We start from the raw sequence: 23438 nt of genomic DNA on the forward strand, positions 1-23438 counted from the left end.
CAAGGGCTTGATAACGATCTCCCGCTGGACTTAAATTACCAACCGAGCGTTCGGTAGAGAAATAGCCAACCGCAATGGAGCGCAGATGACAACCCCCACCGAGTTGTACGAGACGCATCGCGAGCTGCTCGACCGGGCGATCAAGGCCGCCCGCGAGCGCGACTACTGGTCCGCCTTCCCGGAGTCGCCGAGCAAGTCCGTCTACGGTGAGGACGCCGCGCCCGCCGGCGAGCGCGCGTTCACCGCTCTGCTCGGCTCGACGTTCCCGATCGACGTGCCCGGCGCCACCGGTACGGTGTCGACCGAGCGCTCGCCGTATGGCATCGAGCTCGGCATCGGCTATCCGAAGGCCGACCCGCTGGCCCTGGTCGCGGCCGCCCGCGCGGCCACCCCCGCCTGGCGCGCCGCCGGTCCGGAGGGCCGCGCCGGCGTCGCCGCCGAGATCATCAAGCGGATCAATGCGCGCAGCTTCGAGCTGGCCCACGCCGTCCAGCACACCACCGGCCAGGCGTTCGTCATGGCGTTCCAGGCCGGCGGCCCGCACGCGCAGGACCGCGCCCTCGAGGCGGTGGCCTACGCGCTGGCCGCCTCCACCCGCATGCCGGCCGGCGCCGACTGGGCCAAGCCGCAGCGTGGCGCCGATCCGCTGCGCCTGGAGAAGACCACCACCGTGGTCGGCCGCGGCGTCTCGCTGGTGATCGGCTGCACCACCTTCCCGACCTGGAACAGCTATCCCGGCCTGTTCGCGAGCCTGGTCACGGGCAACCCGGTGATCGTCAAGCCGCACCCCGGCGCCGTGCTCCCGCTCGCCATCACCGTGCAGATCTGCCGCGAGGTGCTGGCCGAGGCCGGGCAGAGCCCCGACCTGGTCACGCTCGCCGTCGAGGAGCCGGGCGACGGCATCGCCGCGACCCTGGCCACCCACCCCGACGTGCGGATCGTCGACTTCACCGGCTCCAGCGACTTCGGCAACTGGCTGGAGGCCAACGCCCGCCAGGCCGTGGTCTACACGGAGAAGTCCGGCCTCAACACGGTGATCGTCGACTCGACCGACGACTACAAGGGCATGCTGCGCAACCTGTCCTTCTCGCTCTCGCTCTACAGCGGCCAGATGTGCACCACCCCGCAGAACATCCTGGTTCCGCGCGACGGCATCGAGACCGACGCCGGTCACAAGAGCTTCGACGAGTTCGCCGCCGACCTGTCCGGCTCCCTCGACAAGCTGCTGGGCGACCCGAAACGCGCGGCCGGCACGCTCGGCGCGATCGTCAACGACGGCGTCCTCGGCCGGCTCGCCGAGGCCGGCACGTCGCCGTCGATCGTGCACGCGTCGACCGTGGTCGCCGACGAGCAGTACCCGGACGCCACGATCCGCACGCCCGTGGTGGCCCGGCTCGACGCCGGCGACGACAAGGTCTACACCCGCGAGTGGTTCGGCCCGGTCTCGTTCCTGATCGCGACCGACTCGACGCCGCGCAGCCTGGAGCTGTTCGTGGAGACGGTGCGGGCGCACGGCGCGCTCACCGCCTCGGTCTACTCGAGCTCGCCCGACGTGCTCGCCGCCGCCCGTGAGGCCGCCCTCGACGCCGGTGTGCACCTGTCGGAAAACCTGACCGGCGGCGTCTTCGTGAACCAGACGGCGGCGTTCAGCGACCTGCACGGCACCGGGGCCAACCCGGCCGCCACCGCGTCGCTGACCGACGACTACTACGTCGCCGGCCGCTTCTTCGCCCTCCAGTCCCGCCACCACGTCGCGGCGGGTGAGAACGCCGATGCCTGAGGTGTTCCTGGTCGGCGGCGTCCGCACCCCGCAGGGCAAGTACGGCGGGGCGCTCGCCGGAGCCCGTCCCGACGATCTCGCGGGCCTGGTGGTCCGCGAGGCGGTGACGCGCGCCGGCGTGCCGGCCGAGTCGATCGACGAGGTCGTGCTCGGCGCCGCCAACCAGGCCGGCGAAGACAACCGGAACGTCGCGCGCATGGCCGTCCTGCTGGCCGGCCTGCCCGACACCGTCGCCGGCTACACCGTCAACCGGCTCTGCGCGAGCGGCCTCACCGCGATCGTCTCGGCCGCCAACACGATCCGGGCCGGCGAGGCCGACCTGATCGTGGCCGGCGGCGTCGAGTCGATGACCCGCGCGCCCTGGGTGATGCAGAAGCCGGGCACCCCGTGGGCCCGTCCCGGCGAGGTCGTCGACACCTCGCTGGGCTGGCGCTTCACCAATCCCGCGTTCAAGGAGCACGACCGGACGGCCGGCGCCGGGCCGGAGGACCGCCGCATCACCCTCAGCATGGGCGAGACGGCCGAAGAGGTGGCCGCCCTCGACGGCGTGACCCGCGCCGACAGCGACGCGTTCGCGCTGCGCAGCCACCAGCGGGCGATCGCCGCGATCGACGCCGGCCGGTTCGCGGGCGAGATCGTGCCGGTCGGCGACGTGGCCACCGACGAGATCCGGCGCCGCGGCTCCACGCTCGAGAAGCTCGGCGGCCTCAAGCCGGTCTTCCGGGCCGGCGGCGTGGTCACGGCCGCCTCGTCGTCGCCGCTCTCGGACGGCGCGGCCGCCCTGGTCGTGGCGAGCGAGGCCGCGGTCGAGCGGTACGGCCTGACGCCGCGCGCCCGCATCGTGACCGGCGCGAGCGCGGGCGTCGCCCCGCAGCTGATGGGCCTCGGCCCGGTCCCCGCCACCGAGAAGGCGCTGTCCCGGGCCGGCTGGGTCGCCGGCGACCTCGACGCGGTCGAGCTGAACGAGGCGTTCGCGGTTCAGTCGCTCGGCGTGATCCGGCGGCTCAAGCTCGACGACGAGCGGGTCAACGCCGACGGCGGCGCGATCGCGCTCGGCCACCCGCTGGGCTGCTCGGGCGCGCGCATCACGGTGACCCTGCTCGGCCGGATGGAGCGGGAGGGCGCCCGGCGCGGGCTCGCCACCCTCTGCGTCGGTGTCGGCCAGGGCGTGGCGATGCTGGTGGAGCGGCCGTGACCACGCTGACCGTCGAGGAGCTCGACGACCGGGTCGTGGTGACCCTGTCGCGGCCCGAGGCGCGCAACGCGATCGACGCGGCCATGGTGCGCGCGCTGCACGACGTCTGCGACGGCCTGGAGGAGCGGCCCCGGCTGCTGCTGCTCACCGGGGCGGGCGGCACCTTCGCGGCCGGCGCCGACATCGGGGAGCTGCGCGAGCGCGGTCGCGACCAGGCGCTGCGGGGCATCAACAGCCGGGTGTTCGACCGGATCGCCCGGCTGCCGATGCCGACGGTCGCCGCCGTCGACGGCTACGCGCTGGGCGGTGGGGCCGAGTTGGCGTACGCGTGCGACATCCGCCTCGCCTCCCCGGCCGCCGTCTTCGGCAACCCCGAGCCGGGCCTGGGCATCCTCGCCGCGGCCGGCGCCTGCTGGCGGCTCCGCGAGCTGGTCGGCGCCTCGGTGGCGAAGCAGGTGCTGCTGGCCGGCCGGCGGCTGGACGCGGATGACGCGTACCGGCTAGGGCTGGTCTCGGAAATCGTTCCCGCCGGTGATCTGCTCAAGCGGGCGCACGCGCTGCTCGACCGGATGGCGCGGTCGGGTCCGCTGGCGCTGCGGCTCACCAAGCTCGTCGCCGACGCGCCCGGCGGCCACCCGGTCACCGACGACCTGGCCCAGGCCATCCTGTTCGAGTCGGCCGACAAGCGCGACCGCATGGACGCGTTCCTCACGAAACGCGGGGGAGACCGCTCATGACCACTCCTCGGCCTTCCGTGCCCAAGGTCGTCGGCGTGATCGGCGGTGGCCGGATGGGTGCCGGCATCGCGCAGGTCTTCGCCGTGGCCGGCTCCGTCGTCTGCCTCGCCGAGCGCGACCCGGCCGCCGCCGTCGCCTCCCGTGACCGCGTCGCCATGGGCCTGCTGCGCGCCGCCGAGAAGGGCAAGCTCGCCGAGTCGGCCGACGCGGTGCTCGAACGACTGGTGCTGGTCGACGACGTCTCCGCGTTGCCGCCCGACACCACCCTGGTCGTCGAGGCCGTCCCCGAGGACCCCGGGCTCAAGGTTCGGGTGCTGGCCGCCGCCGAGGACGCGGTCGGCGAGCAGGCCGTGCTGGCCAGCAACACCAGCTCGCTGTCGATCGCCGGCATCGCCGAGGGCCTGCGCCGGCCCGAGCGGTTCCTCGGCCTGCACTTCTTCAACCCGGTGCCGGCCAGCAGCCTGGTCGAGGTGGTGATCGGACCGGCGACCGGCGACGACACCGCCGAGGCGGCGCGCTCCTGGGTCGCCGGGCTGGGCAAGACCGAGGTCGTGGTGCGCGACTCGCCCGGCTTCGCCACCAGCCGGCTCGGCGTGCTGCTCGGCCTCGAGGCGATCCGCATGCTCGAGGAGGGCGTGGCCGACGCCGCGTCGATCGACCGGGCGATGGAGCTCGGCTACCGGCACCCGATGGGACCGCTGCGCTCGACCGACCTGGTCGGGCTCGACGTGCGGCTCGCCATCGCCGAACACCTGCACCGAGAGCTGGGGGAGCGGTTCGCCCCGCCGGCGCTGCTGCGCGACAAGGTGGCCCGCGGCGAGCTGGGCCGCAAGACCGGGCAGGGCTTCTTCACCTGGGAGGCATCATGAGCGATCTGATCGAGCAGGCCGGTGAGCGCGTCTTCACCGAGACGATCGAGAAGGACCAGCGGGTCGAGCCGCGCGACTGGATGCCGGAGGGTTACCGCAAGACGATGATCCGGCAGATCGCGCAGCACGCGCACTCCGAGATCATCGGCATGCAGCCCGAGGGCGCCTGGATCACCCGGGCGCCGTCGCTGCGCCGCAAGGCGATCCTCCTGGCCAAGGTGCAGGACGAGGCCGGACACGGGCTTTATCTGTATTCGGCGGCCGAGACGCTCGGCGCCGACCGGGGCGACCTGACCCGGCGGCTCATCGAGGGCCGGCAGAAGTACTCGTCGATCTTCAACTACCCGACGCTCAGCTTCGCCGACGTCGGCGTGATCGGCTGGCTGGTCGACGGCGCGGCCATCTGCAACCAGGTGCCGCTATGCCGCAGCTCCTTCGGGCCGTACGCGCGCGCCATGATCCGCATCTGCAAGGAGGAGTCCTTCCACCAGCGGCAGGGTTACGAGCTGCTGATGACGATGATGCGCGGCACCGCCGACCAGCGCGCGATGGTGCAGGACGCGGTCGACCGCTGGTGGTGGCCGTCGCTGATGATGTTCGGGCCGCCCGACGCCGACTCGCCCAACAGCGCCCAGTCGATGGCCTGGAAGATCAAGCGGCACAGCAACGACGAGCTGCGGCAGCGGTTCGTCGACATGAGCGTCCCGCAGGCCGAGGCGCTCGGCGTCACGCTGCCCGACCCCGCCCTGCGGTGGAACGAGGAACGGCAGCACCACGACTTCGGCGAGATCGACTGGGCCGAGTTCAAGCGCGTCATCTCCGGCGGCGGCCCGATGAACGAGGAGCGCATCGCGCACCGGAAGCGTGCCGACGACGAGGGCGCCTGGGTGCGCGAGGCCGCGGCGGCTCATGCCGCGAAACAGAGCGAGCGATCGGAGAAGCGGGCATGAGCGACGAGATCCGGCACGAGTGGCCGCTGTTCGAGGTGTTCGTGCGGGCCAAGCGCGGCCTCAACCACGTGCACGTCGGGTCGCTGCGGGCGGCCGACCACCAGATGGCGCTGCATCACGCGCGCGATCTCTACACCCGGCGCAACGAGGGCGTGAGCATCTGGGTGGTCCGGTCCGACGACGTCGTCTCCTCCGGGCCCGACGACAAGGAGGCGTTCTTCGCGCCGAGCGGCGACAAGATGTACCGCCACCCGACGTACTACTCGATTCCCGACTCCGTTCCGCACATCTGAGGCCGCCATGTCCTTCGACGACGACGCGTACGGCGCGCTCACCGATCATGACGACGACTCCCGCTGGGCGTACGGGACCGGGTTCGCCGACCCGCTGGCCGGGGTGCCGACGGCCGTTCCCGACGGGATCGACCGGGCCGACCTGGTCGCCTACTGCCTGATGCTCGGCGACGACGCGCTGGTCCTGTCCCATCGGCTCCAGCAGTGGGTGACCCGCGCGCCCGAGCTCGAGGACGAGCTGGCGATCGCCAACATCGGGCTCGACCTGCTCGGCCAGGCGCGGCTGCTGCTCAGCCGGGCCGCCGAGGTGGAGGGCGAGGGCCGCGACGAGGACGGGCTGGCCTACCTGCGGGGTCCGCACGAGTTCCGCAACGTCCGGCTGGCCGAGCGCGCCGACGAGGACTTCGCGCATCTGGTGGCGCGGCTGCTGGTCTTCGCGGCGTGGCGGCTGTCACTGCTCGACCGGCTGGCCGGCTCGCGCGACCCGGTGCTGGCCGCGATCGGCGCGAAAGGCGTCAAGGAGGTGACCTACCACCGGGAGTACGCGGCACAGTGGGTGGTCCGCCTCGGCGACGGCACCGACCTCTCGCACCAGCGTATGCAGACGGCGATCGACGCGATCCTTCCCGCGGCCGCCGAGCTGTTCGTCCCGCACGAGGTGGAGTCCCGCCTGGCCGCGGCCGGGGTCGCCGCCGACCCGGCGTCCTTGCGCGACGAGTTCGATGCGGCCCTCGCCCAGGTGCTGGCCGCCGCCACGCTGACCGACCCCGACCCCGACCCCGACCCCGACCCCGACCCCGCCGCTCCGGCGGCCGGCGGGCGGGGGCGCGACGGTCAACACGGCCCCGAGCTCACCGCGATCCTCGACGAGATGCAGGAGCTGGCACGCGCGCTACCCGGCGGTGTCTGGTGAGTGCGACCGCCGCCGAGGTCGTCGCGACCGTGACGGACCCCGAGCTGCCGATGGTGACGCTCGGCGAGCTCGGCATCGTGCGCGCCGTCGAGGAGGGCGCCGACGGTGTGCTCGTCGCGATCACCCCGACGTATTCGGGATGCCCGGCCATGGAGGCGATCCGCGACGACATCGTGAGCGCGTTGCGCGGCGCCGGATTCGGGCGCGCCGAGGTGCGTACCGTCCTGTCGCCGGCCTGGACCACCGACTGGATCAGCGAATCCGGAAAGGCCAAGCTGGCCGCGGCCGGCATCGCGCCGCCGGGCGTGGCTCCCCGGCGCGCGTCCGGGCCGGTGCCGCTGCTGCTGGGCGTGCGCCGGGAGTCCGTGGCCTGTCCGCAGTGCGGGCACGGTGAGACCGAGCGGATCGCGGCCTTCAGCGCCACCGCGTGCCGTGAGCTGCGGCGCTGCCCGGCGTGCCGGGAGCCGTTCGAGCACATGAAGGAGATCTGACGTGGTGGTCCGCGACTTCCACCCGCTGCGCGTCGCCGGGATCGAGCGGCTGTGCGACGACGCCGTGGCGGTCACCTTCGACGTGCCGGGGGAGCTGGCCGAGGTCTACGCCTTCCGGGCCGGGCAGTCGCTCACCGTGCGCCGGCCCGAGGACGCGGCCGACGAGCGGCGCAGCTACTCGATCTGCGCGCCGGTCGGCGCCCGCCCCCGGATCGGGGTGCGCGAGGTGCCCGGCGGGCTCGTGTCGTCCTGGCTGGTGCACGACCTGCGGGTGGGTGACGCCGTCGAGGTGGCGCCGCCGACCGGGACGTTCACGCCCGACATCGAGGCGGGCGGCCGGCACGTCATGATCGCCGCCGGCTCGGGCATCACGCCGGTGCTGTCGATCGCGACGTCGCTGCTGCGGCGGCCGGGGGCGCAGGTGAGCATCCTGTACGGGAACCGCCGCGCCGACACGGTGATGTTCGCCGAGGAGCTCGCCGACCTGAAGGACAGCCACCCGTCCCGGCTCGAGCTGGTGCACCTGCTGTCGCGGGAGGCGCGCGAGGTCGAGCTGCTGAGCGGCCGCCTCGACGCGGCCAAGATGCGGGCGTTGCTGCCGATGCTGATCGACGTGTCGGCGGTGGATCACTGGTGGTTGTGCGGACCGTTCGGGATGGTCACCGACGCGATCGAGGTGCTCGGCGAGGCCGGGGTGCCGGCCGCGCGGATCCACCGCGAGCTGTTCTGGGTGGACGAGCTGCCGCCCGAGCCGCGCCGCGAGGAGCCCGGTATCGAGGGGCCGAGCAGCGAGGTGACGGTGATGCTCGACGGCCGGTCGACGACGGTCACGGTCGCCGAGGGAGACACCGTGCTGGAGGGGGCGCAGCGGGCGCGGCCCGACCTGCCGTTCGCCTGCAAGGGCGGCGTCTGCGGCACGTGCCGGGCCCGGGTGATCGAGGGCGAGGTGACGATGCGGCGGAACTTCGCGCTGGAGGAGGCCGAGGTGGCGGCCGGGTTCGTGCTGACGTGCCAGTCCCAGCCGGCGACCCCGAAGCTGGCGGTCACCTTCGACGACTGAGGAAAGAGGCGGCGCGGGGCGAGGCGGTGCGGGGCGAGGCGGGGCGAGGCGGTGCGGGGCGAGGCGGGGCGAGGCGGTGCGGGGCGAGGCGGTGCGGGGCGAAGCGGCGCGGGGCGAAGCGGCGCGGCGCGGGCGAAGCGGAACCCGGCGAGCGCGAGGGGCTGACCGCTGGGGCGCCCCAACAACGCCCCAGCGGCCGCCGATCAGGCCGGGCGCCGGGCCGCCCGGAGGGGGCCGTGCGCCGGGGCAATGATCACCGTCGCGTTGGTGAAGACCTTACGGCCATCGTGCAAGTGGAGCGCTCCCAGGTCGGGTTCTGGATAGAGGGAGGGCGCTCTCAGCGGCAGGCTACCGGGAAACGTTGTTGATCTCCACTGGGCGTTCGGTCCTCAGTAGAGTGCCGAACGGCGGCGTTCCCGATGCCGGCGGGTGGGTCAGGCGAAGACCTTCGTCACTCGCTCGGTGGCCACTCGCTCGTCGAGCCGGGCGCGGTCGAGATTGGCGCACAGCACGATCGACGCCCCGGCGGCCAGGGGCGCCATGAGCCAGAGCATCGGCTGCTCCGTGCGGGAAACGTCGATGAGCACCCGGTCGCCGCGGGTGATTCCTTGCGATTCGGCGGCGCCGCGGGCGACCGCCTCGTACTCGCCGAAGGTCACCCCGGGGGTCGCCCGGTCATGCGCGCCGACCGGCGACCCCGAGGCGGCCCGGTCGTGTGCGCCGGCCGGCGGCCCGGATGCGGCTCGGTCGTGCGGCCCGACCGACGGCCCCGAGGCGGCCCGGTCGTGTGCGCTGACCGGCGACGACGGGGGAGCGGCGCCGAAGTGGGGCCGCACCGCGGAGAGATAGTCGCGGTAACCGGCGGGGACCGGCGACCCGAGAGCGAACTGGTGCCGACCGGCCGGAACGTCGTCGAGCCAGCTGCCGGCCCGCCGGGACTCCACGAACGTGGCATCGAGCGGATCGCCGGCCGGTGACAACCCGGCCGTGGCCCAGCCGCGGAACGACACCTCGAGGCCGGCCGACCATGCGCCCAGCAGTACCGCGGCGGTCTGCCAGTGTGGCGGCAGCAGCACCGCGACCCGGTCGCCGTGCGACAGGCCGCACTCGGCGGTGAGCAACGCGGCCGTGGCCGCCGCCCAGTCGCCGACCTCGCTCGCCGTCAAGCCGGCGCGCTCGCCGGTCGCGTCGTCGTAATACGTGATCAGCTCGGCCGGCGCGGGGACGACGCTCGTCATGCCGGGCACCCTACCGGGCCGCACTCAGGCAGCCATGCCGAGCCGGAGCTCGCGGATCTCCTTGGCGTAGCGCGCCAGCAGGTGCACCGTGCGGGGCCCGGCCACCCCGTCGACGTCGAGGCCGGTGCGGCGCTGGAACGCGCGTACGGCATCGGACAGCTCCTCCTCGCTCTCGCCGGCCGGGATGCCGACCTCGGCGAGCAACGAGCGCACGATCACCGGATCGGCCGGCGGCGGCGTGTCGGACCAGCCGATCAAGCCGCCCACCGCGGTGCCGACGACGCTCAGCATTCCCCGTGCGGACATCGAAACCTCCTCCAGAAACCCCGGGGGTGGGGCTTCCTCAAGGTTCCGCGGGAAGGCTGTGCCGCGCATCGGACCAGGGTCTACGGTCCCTGTGGCAAGACTGCGACTTTCGGCCGACCCAGGGGGCGGCGACTACGGGCAGGCCGTCTGGTCGGCCAGCGTGACCAGCTTCCGCGCGTCGGCCGCGGCGACGCCCTCGTCGGTGATCTCCCCGGCCACCGCCGTGGGCTTCTCGCCGGCCGCGAGGCCGTCGCAGGCCTGCTCGCCGAGCGCCTCGACCTCCTCGTCGCGCCGGTCGAGGGCCACCGCCGGCAACTGCTTCTGCACCGCCGCCACGAATCGATCAAGCCCGGCGTCCCCGCTTCCCGCGCCCGGCGCGTCGGTCGCGGTCCGCGTCGGGCGCGGCGCCGACAAGGTGCGGTGCGGCCTGGGTGCCGCGGTCGGAGGTGGCGTCGTCGTCATTTCCGGTACGGGATGCAGCACCGTCTCCGGCGAGGCGACCAGCGCCGGGGCGGGCGCCGCCGCGGGGCGAGGGGAGTCCGAACACCCGGCGATCCCGAGCGCCAGCAGCCCGAGCCCGGCAAGCACCGGAGCCCGGCGAGTGACCGGGCGAGCAAGCCGGGCCGGGCGGGCCAGCCAAGCCGGGCGGGCCAGCCGGGCGGCGCGGGCAAGTCGGGCGACGCGGGCCAGCCGGGCGACGCGGGCCAGCCGGCCGAGGCGAACCACCCGGACGAGGCGGGCCAGCCGGGCGGGGCGCGACTGACGACCGGCCGCCCGGATGCGCAACACCGTCAAGACCGCGAGAAAACGGGCGAAAGACACCCGGCGACCCTAGGACCTCCGACCGAGACCGCGCCCCGCCGCGCCCACGGGGGAGTGGTGACGCGACCCGGACGGGTGATCAACCGCGTACAGGCAACCCACAGACGGCTCACTGCTGGGGAACAAGCTGCCGGGCGAATGTTGACGCACCAGCCAATCGAAGCGAGGCGCGCGATGACCGATCTCATGACCCGGCCCCCGTACTACCGCAACGACGACGCGTACTCCGGCGATCGGGACGAGTACCAGGCGCCCCCGCCGCCGTCTCCGCCGTACGGGATGCCGCCCTCCTCGGGTGATCGGCGCTGGCCGCGTCGCCTGGCCGGTGGGGCCGCCCTGCTCGCGCTCGTCGCCGGGGGTGGCATCGCGGGTGGCGTGCTCGCCGACCACTACCTGATCGACCACGGGACCGCCACGACCAGCAGCACCACGGCGACCCCCGCGACCGCCACCGTGACCGAGGGTGACGACCTGGCCGCCGTGGTCAAGGCCGTTCAGCCCAGCGTCGTGACGGTCATGGTCGACGGCGCGAACTCCTCGGCCATCGGCTCGGGCGTGGTGATCGGCTCGGACGGGCTCATCCTCACCAACAACCACGTGATCGCCGAGGACGGCACGGTCAGCGTCCGGCTCTCGTCGGGCAAGACGGTGCCGGCCAAGGTCGTCGCCACCGACACGACGCACGACCTCGCGCTGGTGCAGGCGACCGGGCTGACCGGACTGACCCCGGTCACGTTCGGCACCGACTCGAGCGTGGTCGTCGGCGACACCGTGCTGGCGTTCGGCGCTCCGCTCGGCCTCGAGAACACGGTCACCTCGGGCATCGTCTCGGCGCTCGACCGCGGCGTCGACACCGGCACCGAGAAGCTGTCCGGCCTGATCCAGACCGACGCCGCGATCAACCAGGGCAACTCGGGCGGCGCGCTGGTCGACACGTCCGGCCACGTGATCGGGATCAACGTCGCGATCGCCACCGCGAGCGAGAGCGACAGCGGCAGCATCGGCGTCGGGTTCGCCATTCCGGCGGGCACGGTGACCAGCGCGATCAAGCAGATGGAAAGCCAGATCAGCTGACCGGCGCGTGGCCGCCGCCTTTCGCGCCGGCGGCGACCACGTGTTCTCCGGAAACCGTCAGCGCGGATCCCCGAACCATTTCACCAATGCGGTGCGCAAGCTTTCCACATTCGGCGCCGGCTCATCCGAAGCCCACGCAACATAACAATCCGGCCGTACGAGCAAAGCTTTCGCCCCCTCGACCGGAGCGGTCACCACATCGACCCGATCACGCCACGGCGCGGCCACCTCGGCGAGGGTTCCGGTATTGTCGACCAGCAATGGCCGTCCCGACCGCGTCGCCGGCCCGAGGTCCGGCACGAAGGCGCCGGTCAGCGGTGATTCCGGGCTTTCGCCGTACCGGATGTCGGCTCCGGAAATGAGGTTCGCGATGTGCTGGAGCACCACCGGTTCGCGCAACAACTCGCCGAAGAGCGTGCGCAGCGCGGTCACCTCCGGACCGGGCCCGATCAGCACCGATTGCGCCTGGGTCTGCATCGTGACCCGCTCGCCGGCGGGGCGCCGCTCCGCTTCGTAGGTGTCGAGCAGCCCCTCCGGCGCCCACCCGCGGACGGTCGCGGCCAGTTTCCAGCCGAGGTTCACCACGTCCTGGAGGCCGAGGTTGAGCCCCGGCCCGCCGATCGCCGAGTGCACGTGCGCGGCGTCGCCGACCAGCAGCACCCGGCCGTCCCGGTAACGCTCGGCGAGTCGCGTGTTGCCGGCGCTGAGCCGGCGCAGCATGTGCGGACCGTCGCCGGGCGGCGGCCCGAGCGGCACGTCCGCGCCGAGGACGTGCTTCAACGCCCGCTGCAGCTCGTCGATCGTGAACGGTTCGTCGCCCTCCGGCATCTCGGTCGTGCTGACGTTGAGCATCGTCCGGCCGTCCCGGAACGGAATGTAGGCGACGAGCCCGTGCTCGGTGCGATGGTGCATGAACGGCGGGAGCACCCCGTAACCGGGCACGCGCAGACCGCCCGTGTTCGGGTCGAAGAACTCGGCCGGCACGGTGACGTGCGCGGAACGGGAGACCGTGCGGTCGTTGACGACGCCCGGGAAACCGATGCCGGCGAGCTTGCGGGTGAGGCTCTTTCCGCCGTCGGCGCCGACCAGGTAACGCGTCTCGAGCCGGTAGGCGCCGTCCGGGCCGTCGACCTCGACGATCACCAGGTCGTCCTTCTGGGTGAGGCCGGTGAGCGTGTGACCGGAGCGGATGTCGACGCCGAGCTCCTCCGCTCGCTCGGCGAGAATCGCCTCGATCCGCTGCTGCGGCACCATCACGGTATAGACCGGGCTGTCCGCCAATTGGTGCAGCGGAAGGGGGAAGGCGGCGAACATGAACTGCGGAACGGGAACCGGTTTCTGCGTGTTTCCGGTGATTCTCTCGTACAGGCCGCGCCGGTCGAAAAGCTTGACGACCTGGCCGACCATTCCGTTGGCGCGCTGGCCGTCGGACGGGCCGGTCCGCTGTTCCAGGACGAGCGGCCGGACGCCGGCCAGCGCCAGTTCGCAGGCGAGCATGAGCCCATTGGGACCGGCGCCGGAAATGACCACATCGAAAGTCATGACAACCCCATTGATCAGTTGTTTTCGGGCAGGGGCGAGCGTTGATTCTTTTCGGGCAGAGTGAGCGGCAATTCTGTTTCGGGCAGGGGCGAGTGGTAATTCTGTTTCCGGGCAGGGGCGAGCGGTAATTCGTCAGGATCGATTCGGGGGTGGCAGGCCCTCGGAGATCTGGCGCAGGGCGTCCGTGATCACTGGGCCCATGCCCTGCTTGGTGACGAGGAACGACTGGCTTGCCACGTTCTGCGCGGCCAGCACGGTGGCGGCCACCAGGTTGGGGTAGAGGTCGGTCGCGGGATCGGTGCCGGTGCGGGCGGCGACCGCGGCGGCGACCACGGACTCGGCGCCCGCGCCGGCCCGGAGCGTCTCGGCCTGGATGGCCGGGACCTCCATCATGAGGCGGAGCCCGGCCACCCACGCGTCCCGATCGGGAATCGGGTGCGCGGTGACCTCCGGCCCGGGCTTGAGCTGCTCGAGCATGGCCTGGGTGAGCGCCTCCCAGAGGGGCTCACCGACCGGTCGCTCCCGCAGCGTGTCGGCGAAGCGAAGAACACGGTCGAGATGCCGCGACGCCACGGCCTCGGCCTTGCTCCCGAAGTAGTTGTTGAAGGTGCGTGGCGAGACGCCGGCCTCCTTGGCGATGTCCTCGACCAGCACCCGGTCGTAGCCCCGTTCGACGATCAGCCGGATCGCCGCCCAGGCCAGCGCCGAGCGAGTTGCCTGCTTCTTCTCTTCTCTCAGCCCCACTGCCGCAACGTTAGCAAAGATTGCGTACCCCGCAAAGATGCGGGCCCCGCACTTTTCTCAGCTCACCCTCAGCCGGCCCGGGCGATGGCATCGGCGGCGGCCAGCATCTGGGCGGCGACCGGCTGCACCCCGGCGACGGTGAGCGTGAGCCCGGTGGCCACCCGGTCGGCGAGGCCCCACTCCCAGATCGCCCGGGCGTCGGTGCCGGTGCGGCCGGCCAGCCATCGGCATCGGTCCCAGGGGTCGCCGGCCATCAGCTCGAGCGGGTCCTCGCGCATGAGGACGCCGAGGTCGCACTCGGGCTCGGCGAGCAGGCCGTCCGGGTCGACCAGCTTGAACGTCCCGTCGCCGGCGCTGAGCGCGTTCCACTGGTGGATGTCGCCGTGGGCGAGGGCCGCGCGGCCGGGATCCCAGGCCCGGCGGCGGCTCTCGGCGGCGGCGAGCGCCTGCTCCACGGCAGCGCGGTCGCAGGGCTCGCCGAGATCGGACCACTTGGCCCGGATATATCGGATAAATCGGTTGGCGCGATCGGCCGCGGTGGGGAGAAGGGAAGGGGAAGAGGGGGCGGTTGCCGGGACGCGAGGGTGGGGCGCGGCCGGGTCGACGGCGTCGGCGCGGGTCGAGCGGCGGACCGCGGGAGGTGGGGCGGCGGACGGCGGTGGCGCCGGCGGGGCAGGGCGGCGGACCGCGGGAGGTGGGGCGGCGGACGGCGGTGGCGCCGGCGGGGCAGGGCGGCGGACCGCGGGAGGTGGAGCGGCGGACGGCGGTGGCGTCGGCGGGGCAGGGCGGCGGACGGCGGTGGCCAGGTCGGCGAGCAGGCGGAGGCGTTCGGGCTGGGGGAGGGCCAGGTCCGACATCGCGGGACCCAGGCGCTCCAGCAGGAGGGCGCCTTGAGCGGCATCGTGTTCGAGCAACCGGGCGCAACTTCCGCCGGCGACCGAGCGCAGGAACGCGATCTCGTGGGCGGCGCCCTGGTGGGGGATCAGGAGCTTCAGGACCGCGGGGCTGGTGTCGCGGCGGGTGGTGCTCACGACGTACGCCTCGGTCGCGTCCTTGAAAGGGTCGCCCAGGCGCAAGTCCCATCGCTCGGCGCAACTCTCGATCAGGCCGGGGAGGTTTTCGAGCCACGCCAAGGCGCCGGCGTCCTCGGCCTTGGCGCGGACGGCCGCCGGAAGATCTCGCACGAGTGCCGATGGTGACATAGATGATATTTGGCGGCGACGTAATTCCGTTGAAGACCTTCCGGCGCCCCCGCAGGATGAGAGGACCGCCCACCAGTCTTTGAGCAACGAGGTGTCTGATGCGTCTGTTTCGTGACCTATGGGCCACGTCCCGGAGCCGCACGGCGCTCGTGGCTACCCTCATCGTCCTCGGGGCCGCGGGGCAGGCCGGGGCGCTCGCGCTCGCCGGCGCCGTGCTCGTCGATCGGTCGATGCCGCTGTTCACGCTGCTCGCCGCCGCGCTGGTCGCCTCGGTGCTCAGCGACGTCGCGGTCGGGCTGATCGCGGCCGGCCTCACCGCCGACTGGGCCGCCCGGGTGCGCCGCGGGCTCAACCGGGTCGCGTTCGGGCAGGACCTGCCGTCGCTGGAGAACACGCCGGTCGGCGAGCTGCTCGACCGGATCGACTCCGACGTCTACCAGGTCGGCTCCGAGCTGCGCGGCAGCGGCGTGCGGATCGTGCAGTCGGTGGCGGTGGCGACGCTCTCGATCGTCACGGCCTTCCTCGCCTGGTGGCCGGCCGGCGTCGGCATGGTGTTCGTCTCGATCCTGCTGTTCCTCACCATGAACAAGCCGATCCAGCGACTGTCGCCGCTGCGGATCTCCGAGGAGGAGTCCTGGTCCGACCTGGCCGCGGTGATGGAGGAGTCGATCCACGGGCAAGATGACGTGCGTACGAGCCTGGCCGCGCCGTACGTGCGCCGCCTGTATGCCCAGCGTGCCGCGGAGGTCTTGCGCCGCGGCCGGCTGGTGTGGCACTCGAGCTCGCGGATCACCATGGCCGCCGGCACGATCACCCGGTCGCTCATCGCCGCGCTCGTCGTGGTCGGCGCCTGGGCGCTGTACACCGGCAACATCGGCGGCGCGCGGCTGACCGCGGTCTGGCTGCTCGCGCTCGGCTTCGGCGGCACGCTGGAGCACGTCACCCGGATGGTGCCCGAGCTGCAGAACGCCCTCGGCGCCTGGAGCCGGGTGCAGCTGCTGCGCGACGTGCCGCAGGAGCCGCTGGGCGGTTCCGATCCGGTCGACGGCGACCTTCAGGTGCGAGATCTGACCTTCCGGTACGGCGAGACCGACAGCGGCCGTCCGCCGGCGCTCCGGGACGTGAACCTGACCTTCGCGCGCGGCCGCTCGTACGCGCTGATCGGCCGCACCGGATCCGGGAAGAGCACCCTGGCCAAGGTCCTCACCCGCGCCGTCGACGTGCCCCGGGGCACGGTGTTCCTCGGCGGCGTCGATCTGAACGACCTGGACGTCGAGGCGCTGCGGCGGTTCACCGCGATCGTGCCGCAGCGCACCGAGATCCTGTCCGGCACGCTCGCGGAGAACATCGCGCTCTTCGACCCGGCGCTGCTGCCGCTGGCCGGCCGGGCGCTCGACGAGCTCGGGCTGACCCCGTGGTCGTCGAGCCTGCCCGAGGGCATCGACACCAAGCTCGGCGAGGGCGGCTACAAGCTCTCGGCCGGGCAGGAGCAGCTGGTCGCGTTCGCCCGGATCCTGGTCCGGGACCCGCACGTGGTGATCCTCGACGAGGCCACCGCGCGGATGGACCCGGTCACCGAGACCTGGGTGCAGCGCGCGACCGACCGCCTGCTCGCCGGGCGGATCGGCGTGATCGTGGCGCACCGGCTCTCCTCGGTGCAGCGCTGCGACGAGGTCGTGGTGCTGGCCGACGGCGAGGTTCTCGAGGCGGGGCCGCTGCGGTCGTCGCGCCGGTTCGCCGACCTGATGGCGTCGAGTGCGGTCACGGTCTCGTCGTCGTCGGCTTCTGGCGCCGTTCTCGTCGAGGAACGTGACTGGGACACGGCGGCGCAGGTCGAGCTGGGGGCGGAGGCGCTGGCGAACACGTTGCCGCCGGTCGAGCCGCCGCCGCTGCCGGACGAGCCGCCGACCCGCACCATGCGGGAGATCGTGCGGCTGGCGACCAACGACCCGCGTTACGGCCTGGGCGCGGTCGCGCTGTTCGTCGTGCTGATCCTGCTCGGCCTGGACGGGGCGATCCTGCCGCTGCTCTGGTCGAACGTGGTCGACGGCGTCGGCAACCCGCTGTTCCCGGCGATCGGCATCGCGGCCGGCCTCATCGTGGCGATCCCGACGCTGTACTACACCGGCGCCTGGTTCCCCGAGTGGTGGGTCCGGCAGATGCTGCGGATCAGCCTGCGCCTGGTACACGGCCAGATCGGCCCGCGCCGGGTCAGCAAGCACACGCCGGCCGAGGTGGTGGCCCAGGGTGGCGACACCGAGCGGGTCGTCATGCTCGCCGACAACCTGATCGACAACGTGTGCAGCCTGGTCCTGATCGCGGCGATGACGGTCGCGTCGCAGTCGATCGTGCCCGGCATGTTCTTCCTGGGCACGATGGTGATCTCCGGACTCGCGGCCACGCTCTTCGGCCCTCGTCTGGAAAAAGCGGCCCGGCGTACGGTGGCCGCCCGCGCCGCCTTCGCGACGGCGCTGGTGTCGTCGCTGTCGGCGGCGCGCACGGTGAAGCTGGCCGGCGCGACCGAGCCGGTCCTCGACCACCTCGCCCGGCTGGACGCGGTGCGCAGCGACCGGCAGCGGCGGGAGATCGCGATCCAGGTGTGGGCGCGGTCGACCCCGTCGATCGCGAGCGGGCTGCTGCCGATCGCGGCGTGGGCGCTGTACCTGGGCGGCCACCTCACGTCGGCGGCGACGCTGATCGCGGTGGCCACGCTGGGTGCGGCCCGCTGGTTCGCCTGGACCACGGCGTCGCTGGTCTCCCAGCTGCCGTCGGCCCGGGTCTGGACCAGGCGGACGGTCGCCATGTCCGGCATCTCCGAGTACACGGCGGAGGTTCCGGGCGTCGACATCTCGGCCGGGACCGCCCCGGCGCCGCCGACCGCGCCCCGCAACCCGCTCGACCGTCTCGAGCTGCGCCAGTTCAGCGCGGTCCACGAGAACGGGACGGTGGGCGCGCAGGACGTGGACCTGGTCGTCGACCGCGGCCAGCTGGTGCTCGTGGTCGGCCCCGTCGGCTCGGGCAAGTCGTCCCTGCTGCGGGCGCTGGCCGGGATCGTGCACCACACGGGTTCGCTGCGCTGGAACGGCCGGCCGGTCGACGAGCCGGAGCTGTTCCTGCGGCCGAACCAGGTGGGGTACGTGGCCCAGCTGCCGCGCGTGCTCTCCGGCACGGTGGCCGAGAACATTCAGCTCGGGCACGAGCTGGACGCGGCGGACGCGGTGTCGACGGCCCAGCTCGAGCACGACCTGAAGGCATCGGGTGGCGGTCTGCAGTTGCTGATCGGCCACAAGGGAACCCGCTTGTCGGGCGGCCAGCTCCAGCGGCTGGCGCTGGCCCGGGCGCTCGCGCCCCGGACCGAGCTGCTGATCGCCGACGACGTGTCCTCGGCGCTGGACGTGACCACGGAGCTGGAACTCTGGCGCGCGTTGCGCGCGCACGGGGTGACGGTGGTGGGCTCGACCTCCAAGCGCGCGGCGCTGAACCAGGCCGATCACGTTGTGGTGTTGATCGGGGGTCGCGTCGAGGAGCAGGGGACCTGGCGGGAGCTGGAGGATCGCTGGGGTCACCTGGCGGGCTGAGCGTGAGGCGGCGCCGGGACCGATTGGTCTCGGTGCCGCTTTGCGTTTCGCGCGGCCGGTGTTCCGCGCGGCGCGGCATTTTGCGTTCGCCGTCGACTTTCGCGCGTGATGCCGTGTTGCGCGCGCCGGCGTCTTCCGCGCGCAGTGCCGTGTCTCGCGCGCGCCGGCGTCTCCGCGTGCGCTGGCGTCTTTCGGGTGCGTCGCTGTCACTCGCGTGCGCCGCCGTCTTTCGTCGCCGAGTTTGTGCGTGGCGGCCTGTTTCGCTCACCCGCTTGGTTCCGCCGGGCCCGCGAAGTTCGCCCGCTCGCCTGTCGCGCATCCGCCGCCTCGCGCTCGGCCTTCGATCGGCGTCCGCGTTCTCGCGCCGCGGTCTTCGCGCGCGACGAAAGGCAAGTCATGCGAACTAGGTTCCTAGGATGCCTTACGCGGCGCGGCGGTGGACACGGGCCTCGGCGGCGGGACGACCGGTGGGCGGCGCCGGGTGGGCCGCGCCGGGTGGGCCGCGCCGGGTGGGCCGCGCCGGGATGCGCCGTGACCGGACGGCCGGTGGGCGGCGACGGACCGCGCCGGAACGGCGGCGGCTGCGGAACGGCCTGGTGAGCGGTGGCGGGACGGCCGTTTGGGCACCGGCTGGACCCGCCGACTGGGCGGCGCCGGACCGGCGGTGGCGGGACGGCCGTGTGGGTGGCGTCCGGTGGGCGGCGGCGGAACGCGCCTGACCGGCGGCGGGACGGCCTGGTGAGTAGCGCCGGGACGAGTGCCGGTCGTGGTGGGCGGCGGCCGCGGAAGGGTCAGGCGGAGCGGAGCGTCAGCAGCGTGATCTCGCTGGGCGCGAAGATGCGGAACGGCGGCCCCCAGAATCCCGTGCCGCGGCTCGTGTACAGCTGGGTGCCGGGGCCGTGGGAAGAGAGGCCCTGCAAGACCGGCTGGTCGATGCGCACGAGGTAGTGGAACGGCCACATCTGGCCGCCGTGGGTGTGGCCGCTTATCTGCAAGTCGACGTTGTGGGCCACGGCCCCGGCTATCTGGGCGGGCTGGTGGGCCAGCAGCACCACCGGCAGCGACGGGTCGGCGCCCTCCAAGGCTGCCTCGTGGTCGGCGTGGTGGCCGGGGACGCCCGAGCCCGCGGCGGTGCGGTCGTCCACGCCGGCTATCACCAGCGAGGACTCGCCTTTGGTCACCACCAGGTGGCGGTTGTGCAGGGCCTCCCAGCCGAGTGATGCCATGTGCTCGACCCAGCGCTGGGCGCCGCTGAAGTACTCGTGGTTGCCGGTCACGTAGACGCGGGCCATGGTGGCCTCGACGTCGGCCAGGGGAGCGGCCTGGGGGCGGCGCTGGGCCACCTCGCCGTCGGCTATGTCGCCGGTGTGGGCCACCACGTCCGGGTTGAGCGAGTTGATGACCGACGTGACGCCTCGGGACCAGCGGGAACGCTCGATCGGACCGTAGTGGGTGTCGGTGATCAGCACCAGGCGCAGGCCGTCGAGGTCGGCGCCCAGGCGGGGGAGCCGGACATCCAGGCGCCGGACGCGGGGCACGCGCATCGCCTCGGCGTACCCCCAGAGGAGCAGGACCACGGCGATCAGGGTGACCACGACGGTGGCGATGCGGTAGCGAGCGGGGCCGCCCACACCGGCGAGCCACAGGACAAGAGTCAGCACCTGGCCGAGCAGGGACCAGACGAACAGGACCCAGACGACGCCGAGGGTGGTGTCGGCGATCTTGGCCGGTACGTCGTGGTGGTTGCGCCCGTGGCCGGCGAACATCAGGACCGGGAACGCGAGGAAGACGAGCGCGAAGACGATCGTGCCGGTCACGAAGACGGGTGCCGGCCAGTCGTTGCCCGCGGCGATCAGCGTCCACCAGGGCACGCCGAAGAGCAGGAGCAGCACCGCTACCAGGATCGACGTGAAGCGCACGGCACGGGAAGCGCGACGGCGGGGACGAGCCTCCACCGATGATTCACCCACTGACACGAGTGAAGCATGCCACCTAGGTGGGAGCGTTGCCGACGCCGCGGATCAGCGAGGCGGGTATGACCAGGTCGGCGCGGGAGCGGGTGGCGGCGATCACGGCGGCGTTGCGTTCGTCGGTGCCGGTGGCCCAGGCGACGGCGGCGGTCTCCTCCTTGCCGAAACGGACGTGCCGGGCGATCAGGCGGCCGAGGCGGGTGTCCTGGTCGAGGTCGGCGTACCAGACTTCGGAGAGTAATGACCGCACGGAGTTCCAGAGAAGCAGGTAGTTGCCCTCGGTGACGATCAGGCGGGCGTCGCGCTCGATCGGGATGGCGCCGGCGATGGGCTGCTCGATGACCCGTTCGAAGCCGGGGGCGTAGATGATCTCGTCCTCGTCGGCGAGCAGGCGGCGCAGCAGGGCCGCGTAGCCGAGCGCGTCGAACGTCTCGGGCGCGCCCTTGCGGTCGCGCAGGCCCAGCCGGGTGAGCTCGACGTCGGCCAGGTGGAAGCCGTCCATCGGGACGTGCCGGATCCACCTCTCGGCGACCAGTCCGGCCGGCGGCGCGGGGGCGAGGGCGGCGACCAGCTTCTCGGCGATCGTGGTCTTCCCGGCCGCGGGCGGCCCGGCGATGCCGAGGACGGCGCGGCCTCCGCCGGCCACCAGGGCCCGGGCGCGATCGGCGAGGGCCGGGAAGGTCAGCGTCATGGCCGGAGGCTACCCCTGGTGCGACAACCCCAGGCGGAGGCCGGCAACCCCGGCGGGCGAGAGCGGGCGGGAGGTGGCTCGGCTCAACTCATCCCGTACGCCGGCCGGCAGCTCCTCGGCGAGCGTCCGGAGCCGGGGATAGAGGTCGAGCACGTCCCGGTGGGTCAGGGCGCCGACGCCGATGAGCAGGCCGTTGATCGATCCGGCGTCCCGGTCGAGCTCGCGGCACAGCTCGAGGCGCCAGATCGGGTCGTGCACGTGGGTGGCGAACTCGCGGGCGATCCGGTTGCCCGAGGGCGAGGCCATCTCGAGGCGGGCGTGCCGGCCGGAGCGGGCGAGCACGGGCGCGAGCCGGCAGGCGATGCCGAGCATCCGGGCGAGCTCGGGCACGGTCAGCACCTCGAGGCCGAGCGAGCAGGTGGCGCACAGTCGCTGATAGGTGCGGGCGTGGACGACGGAGGCGGGCCGCGGGCAGTCGCCGAGCGGGCCGCAGAGCCGGTCCAGGATGATCTCGGCGAGCGTGCCCTCGTGGTCGAAGCGGCCGACGCCGAAGTACGCGGCGGGGCGGCTGCGGTAATGGGCGAGCGCCGTCCGGGCGCTGACGTAGCCGTCGGACTCGACGCCGATGCGGGGAACGCCGCTCTCGGTGTGCAGTTGGATCAGTCGGAACATCGTCGCTCCCCGGTGGTTGAAGCGCCAACATGTTGCCCGGGGATACGGGGCCGGCGGGAAGACGGTTCAGTCCTCACTGCGAGTGAAGGAAAAAATCCGCCGACGGTGCTGACCAGTAAGCCGGAAGCAGTCGAAGGTTACGGCGTGTAGCGCGTACACACCAGAGGTGAGCATGATCCAAACGGCCGCGAGCACTCCGGCGAGGGACGGGTCGAGCGCGTGCCAGGCCGCGGGGAGGATGGCCGACCCGAGCGTGACGCCGGCCGCGAGTCCCGCCTCGGCGAGCCGGTAAGGATCGATCGACATGGCGGTCAGCCTGCCGCTAGCCGCGACCCCGGCGCCTCTGCCCGCAGCCGGATCTGCGGCTATGACTTTCGGCCGAGGGACAAAACGGAAAATACCTGCTAGGCGCGGTGCCGGCCGGCCTGTGAGGTGGGCTGGTCGGCCCAGTCGACCCGGGGGACCGGCGCGAGGTCGCGCATCGGAACGTACACCCGGGCGTCCACCGCCTCGCCCAGCAGCAGCGCGGCGACCAGCGCGGTGGGCCGTTCGGCCGGGTCCTTGGCGAGGCAGCGCGAGCAGAGGTCGTCCACCTCGGGCGGCATCCCGTCGATCTCCGGCAGCGGGTCGGGGTCGAGGCCGCAGGCGGCCTCGACGAGCTGGGTCGGCGACGCGGCGACCCACGGCAGGCGGCCGGACAGGCACTGGTAGAGCAGGGTGCCGAGGGCGAACATGTCGGTCGCCGGGGTGGCCGGGCTGCCCGCGAACCGTTCCGGCGCCACGTACGCGGGGGTGCCCATCACCGGCCCCTCCGGGTCGGGGTCGGCCGAGCCGACGGCGGCCGCGATGCCGAAGTCGAGGACCTTGGCGCCGGACGGGGTGAGCATGATGTTGCCGGGCTTGATGTCGCGGTGCACCACCTTCTCGGCGTGCGCGGCGGACAGGCCGGCCGCGACCTCGGCGCAGATGCGCACCCCGATCCGCCAGTCGAGCGGGCCGGCGGCCAGGTGCTCGCCGAGGGTGCGGCCCTCGACCAGCTCCATCACGATGTAGGGCTGCTCGGCCGAGGTGCCGAAGTCGTGGACGCCGGCGACGTTGGGGTGCGCCAGGCGGGCCGCGGAACGGGCTTCCGCGCGTACGAGATCGATGGGAATCTCCTGGCCGGGCGCCATGACCTTGACCGCCACCGGCCGGTCGAGCACCTCGTCGTGGCCGCGCCACACCTCGGACATGCCGCCCCGGCCGATCCGCCGGACCAGCTGGTATCGGCCACCGAGGGTCCGCGTTGCCATGAGCCGCCGGTACCCGCCG

The 23438-nt window shown here is 72.9% G+C and carries 22 protein-coding genes; 11 read left to right on the top strand and 11 right to left on the bottom strand.

All coding sequences use genetic code 11. The annotated features are described in order from the left end of the window. Nucleotides 1–85 precede the first annotated feature (85 nt). Genes paaN through paaE form a run of 9 tightly spaced genes read left to right on the top strand, consistent with a single transcriptional unit; the run spans nucleotide 86 to nucleotide 8288 of the window. Entirely contained in the window at nucleotides 86–1780 is a 1695-nt protein-coding gene (gene paaN / locus ACZ6TB_RS07605) for a phenylacetic acid degradation protein PaaN (protein ID WP_465551727.1), read from the top strand. Continuing rightward, nucleotides 1773–2975, top strand: coding sequence for a thiolase family protein (locus ACZ6TB_RS07610; RefSeq protein ID WP_465551728.1), 1203 nt, complete (start codon nucleotides 1773–1775; stop codon nucleotides 2973–2975). Before paaN ends, ACZ6TB_RS07610 begins: the two co-directional genes overlap by 8 nt. Continuing rightward, complete coding sequence (locus ACZ6TB_RS07615; RefSeq protein ID WP_465551730.1) at nucleotides 2972–3712, top strand: enoyl-CoA hydratase/isomerase family protein; 741 nt, start codon at nucleotides 2972–2974, stop codon at nucleotides 3710–3712. The genes ACZ6TB_RS07610 and ACZ6TB_RS07615 overlap by 4 nt, the downstream gene beginning before the upstream one ends. After that, nucleotides 3709–4581: a 3-hydroxyacyl-CoA dehydrogenase family protein gene (locus tag ACZ6TB_RS07620; protein WP_465551732.1), complete on the top strand. Its 873-nt coding sequence runs from the start codon at nucleotides 3709–3711 to the stop codon at nucleotides 4579–4581. The genes ACZ6TB_RS07615 and ACZ6TB_RS07620 overlap by 4 nt, the downstream gene beginning before the upstream one ends. Next, nucleotides 4578–5531 (top strand): 1,2-phenylacetyl-CoA epoxidase subunit PaaA, encoded by a 954-nt coding sequence (gene paaA / locus ACZ6TB_RS07625; protein ID WP_465551734.1) that lies wholly within the window; start codon nucleotides 4578–4580, stop codon nucleotides 5529–5531. The genes ACZ6TB_RS07620 and paaA overlap by 4 nt, the downstream gene beginning before the upstream one ends. Beyond that, a complete protein-coding gene (gene paaB, locus ACZ6TB_RS07630; RefSeq protein ID WP_465551736.1) occupies nucleotides 5528–5824 on the top strand; it encodes a 1,2-phenylacetyl-CoA epoxidase subunit PaaB in 297 nt (98 codons plus the stop codon). Before paaA ends, paaB begins: the two co-directional genes overlap by 4 nt. A 7-nt stretch (nucleotides 5825–5831) precedes the next feature. Next, nucleotides 5832–6737, top strand: coding sequence for a 1,2-phenylacetyl-CoA epoxidase subunit PaaC (paaC, locus tag ACZ6TB_RS07635; protein ID WP_465551738.1), 906 nt, complete (start codon nucleotides 5832–5834; stop codon nucleotides 6735–6737). Continuing rightward, a complete protein-coding gene (gene paaD / locus ACZ6TB_RS07640; protein WP_465551740.1) occupies nucleotides 6734–7228 on the top strand; it encodes a 1,2-phenylacetyl-CoA epoxidase subunit PaaD in 495 nt (164 codons plus the stop codon). The genes paaC and paaD overlap by 4 nt, the downstream gene beginning before the upstream one ends. A 1-nt stretch (nucleotide 7229) precedes the next feature. Then, on the top strand, nucleotides 7230–8288 hold the full coding sequence (paaE, locus tag ACZ6TB_RS07645; protein WP_465551742.1) for a 1,2-phenylacetyl-CoA epoxidase subunit PaaE: 1059 nt from the start codon (nucleotides 7230–7232) through the stop codon (nucleotides 8286–8288). 434 nt (nucleotides 8289–8722) lie between these two features. Here paaE and ACZ6TB_RS07650 read toward each other — a convergent pair whose 3' ends face one another. The 3 genes from ACZ6TB_RS07650 to ACZ6TB_RS07660 form a co-directional block, all read right to left on the bottom strand. Further along, the gene (locus ACZ6TB_RS07650) at nucleotides 8723–9526 is read right to left on the bottom strand and encodes a TIGR03089 family protein (RefSeq protein ID WP_465551744.1); all 804 of its coding nucleotides are present in this window, start codon (nucleotides 9524–9526) and stop codon (nucleotides 8723–8725) included. A gap of 24 nt (nucleotides 9527–9550) precedes the next feature. After that, complete coding sequence (locus ACZ6TB_RS07655) at nucleotides 9551–9832, bottom strand: peptidoglycan-binding protein (protein ID WP_465551746.1); 282 nt, start codon at nucleotides 9830–9832, stop codon at nucleotides 9551–9553. 132 nt (nucleotides 9833–9964) lie between these two features. Next, the gene (locus tag ACZ6TB_RS07660) at nucleotides 9965–10654 is read right to left on the bottom strand and encodes a DUF732 domain-containing protein (RefSeq protein ID WP_465551748.1); all 690 of its coding nucleotides are present in this window, start codon (nucleotides 10652–10654) and stop codon (nucleotides 9965–9967) included. A gap of 174 nt (nucleotides 10655–10828) precedes the next feature. Here ACZ6TB_RS07660 and ACZ6TB_RS07665 point away from each other — a divergent pair, with 174 nt between their 5' ends. After that, complete coding sequence (locus tag ACZ6TB_RS07665) at nucleotides 10829–11728, top strand: S1C family serine protease (protein ID WP_465551750.1); 900 nt, start codon at nucleotides 10829–10831, stop codon at nucleotides 11726–11728. A gap of 57 nt (nucleotides 11729–11785) precedes the next feature. Here ACZ6TB_RS07665 and ACZ6TB_RS07670 read toward each other — a convergent pair whose 3' ends face one another. The 3 genes from ACZ6TB_RS07670 to ACZ6TB_RS07680 all read right to left on the bottom strand — a co-directional run bounded on the left by ACZ6TB_RS07670 (nucleotide 11786) and on the right by ACZ6TB_RS07680 (nucleotide 15198). Beyond that, entirely contained in the window at nucleotides 11786–13270 is a 1485-nt protein-coding gene (locus tag ACZ6TB_RS07670) for an FAD-dependent monooxygenase (RefSeq protein WP_465551752.1), read from the bottom strand. A 132-nt stretch (nucleotides 13271–13402) separates the two neighbouring features. Then, nucleotides 13403–14014 carry a TetR/AcrR family transcriptional regulator gene (locus tag ACZ6TB_RS07675; RefSeq protein ID WP_465551754.1) on the bottom strand — a complete coding sequence of 204 codons (612 nt, stop codon included), beginning with the start codon at nucleotides 14012–14014 and terminating at the stop codon, nucleotides 13403–13405. 68 nt (nucleotides 14015–14082) lie between these two features. Next, complete coding sequence (locus tag ACZ6TB_RS07680) at nucleotides 14083–15198, bottom strand: aminoglycoside phosphotransferase family protein (RefSeq protein ID WP_465551756.1); 1116 nt, start codon at nucleotides 15196–15198, stop codon at nucleotides 14083–14085. A 116-nt stretch (nucleotides 15199–15314) separates the two neighbouring features. On the opposite strand from ACZ6TB_RS07680, the gene ACZ6TB_RS07685 reads away from it, so the two are divergent. Next, the gene (locus ACZ6TB_RS07685; RefSeq protein WP_465551758.1) at nucleotides 15315–18794 is read left to right on the top strand and encodes an ATP-binding cassette domain-containing protein; all 3480 of its coding nucleotides are present in this window, start codon (nucleotides 15315–15317) and stop codon (nucleotides 18792–18794) included. A gap of 791 nt (nucleotides 18795–19585) precedes the next feature. Here ACZ6TB_RS07685 and ACZ6TB_RS07690 read toward each other — a convergent pair. The 5 genes from ACZ6TB_RS07690 to ACZ6TB_RS07710 all read right to left on the bottom strand — a co-directional run bounded on the left by ACZ6TB_RS07690 (nucleotide 19586) and on the right by ACZ6TB_RS07710 (nucleotide 23419). After that, entirely contained in the window at nucleotides 19586–20749 is a 1164-nt protein-coding gene (locus tag ACZ6TB_RS07690; RefSeq protein ID WP_465551760.1) for a metallophosphoesterase, read from the bottom strand. Between the two features lie 37 nt (nucleotides 20750–20786). Then, nucleotides 20787–21455 (bottom strand): nucleoside/nucleotide kinase family protein, encoded by a 669-nt coding sequence (locus tag ACZ6TB_RS07695; RefSeq protein ID WP_465551762.1) that lies wholly within the window; start codon nucleotides 21453–21455, stop codon nucleotides 20787–20789. A 9-nt stretch (nucleotides 21456–21464) separates the two neighbouring features. After that, the gene (locus tag ACZ6TB_RS07700) at nucleotides 21465–22127 is read right to left on the bottom strand and encodes a hypothetical protein (protein WP_465551764.1); all 663 of its coding nucleotides are present in this window, start codon (nucleotides 22125–22127) and stop codon (nucleotides 21465–21467) included. Nucleotides 22128–22193: 66 nt separating this feature from the next. Next, nucleotides 22194–22433 (bottom strand): hypothetical protein, encoded by a 240-nt coding sequence (locus ACZ6TB_RS07705; RefSeq protein ID WP_465551766.1) that lies wholly within the window; start codon nucleotides 22431–22433, stop codon nucleotides 22194–22196. Nucleotides 22434–22531: 98 nt separating this feature from the next. Then, nucleotides 22532–23419, bottom strand: coding sequence for a serine/threonine-protein kinase (locus ACZ6TB_RS07710; protein ID WP_465551768.1), 888 nt, complete (start codon nucleotides 23417–23419; stop codon nucleotides 22532–22534). Nucleotides 23420–23438 lie beyond the last annotated feature (19 nt).

This window comes from Actinoplanes sp. NPDC051537 (genome assembly GCF_055586105.1).

Excerpts from the sequence above, each read along its gene's own strand:
- ACZ6TB_RS07670 (WP_465551752.1), bottom strand. The coding sequence starts at position 13,270 with ATGACTTTCGATGTGGTCATTTCCGGCGCCGGTCCCAATGGGCTCATG.
- ACZ6TB_RS07650 (WP_465551744.1), bottom strand. The coding sequence starts at position 9,526 with ATGACGAGCGTCGTCCCCGCGCCGGCCGAGCTGATCACGTATTACGAC.
- paaB (WP_465551736.1), top strand. The coding sequence starts at position 5,528 with ATGAGCGACGAGATCCGGCACGAGTGGCCGCTGTTCGAGGTGTTCGTG.
- ACZ6TB_RS07610 (WP_465551728.1), top strand. The coding sequence starts at position 1,773 with ATGCCTGAGGTGTTCCTGGTCGGCGGCGTCCGCACCCCGCAGGGCAAG.
- paaC (WP_465551738.1), top strand. The coding sequence starts at position 5,832 with ATGTCCTTCGACGACGACGCGTACGGCGCGCTCACCGATCATGACGAC.
- ACZ6TB_RS07695 (WP_465551762.1), bottom strand. The coding sequence starts at position 21,455 with ATGACGCTGACCTTCCCGGCCCTCGCCGATCGCGCCCGGGCCCTGGTG.
- ACZ6TB_RS07685 (WP_465551758.1), top strand. The coding sequence starts at position 15,315 with ATGCGTCTGTTTCGTGACCTATGGGCCACGTCCCGGAGCCGCACGGCG.
- paaN (WP_465551727.1), top strand. The coding sequence starts at position 86 with ATGACAACCCCCACCGAGTTGTACGAGACGCATCGCGAGCTGCTCGAC.
- paaA (WP_465551734.1), top strand. The coding sequence starts at position 4,578 with ATGAGCGATCTGATCGAGCAGGCCGGTGAGCGCGTCTTCACCGAGACG.
- ACZ6TB_RS07710 (WP_465551768.1), bottom strand. The coding sequence starts at position 23,419 with ATGGCAACGCGGACCCTCGGTGGCCGATACCAGCTGGTCCGGCGGATC.
- ACZ6TB_RS07620 (WP_465551732.1), top strand. The coding sequence starts at position 3,709 with ATGACCACTCCTCGGCCTTCCGTGCCCAAGGTCGTCGGCGTGATCGGC.
- ACZ6TB_RS07665 (WP_465551750.1), top strand. The coding sequence starts at position 10,829 with ATGACCGATCTCATGACCCGGCCCCCGTACTACCGCAACGACGACGCG.
- ACZ6TB_RS07705 (WP_465551766.1), bottom strand. The coding sequence starts at position 22,433 with ATGTCGATCGATCCTTACCGGCTCGCCGAGGCGGGACTCGCGGCCGGC.
- ACZ6TB_RS07700 (WP_465551764.1), bottom strand. The coding sequence starts at position 22,127 with ATGTTCCGACTGATCCAACTGCACACCGAGAGCGGCGTTCCCCGCATC.
- ACZ6TB_RS07655 (WP_465551746.1), bottom strand. The coding sequence starts at position 9,832 with ATGTCCGCACGGGGAATGCTGAGCGTCGTCGGCACCGCGGTGGGCGGC.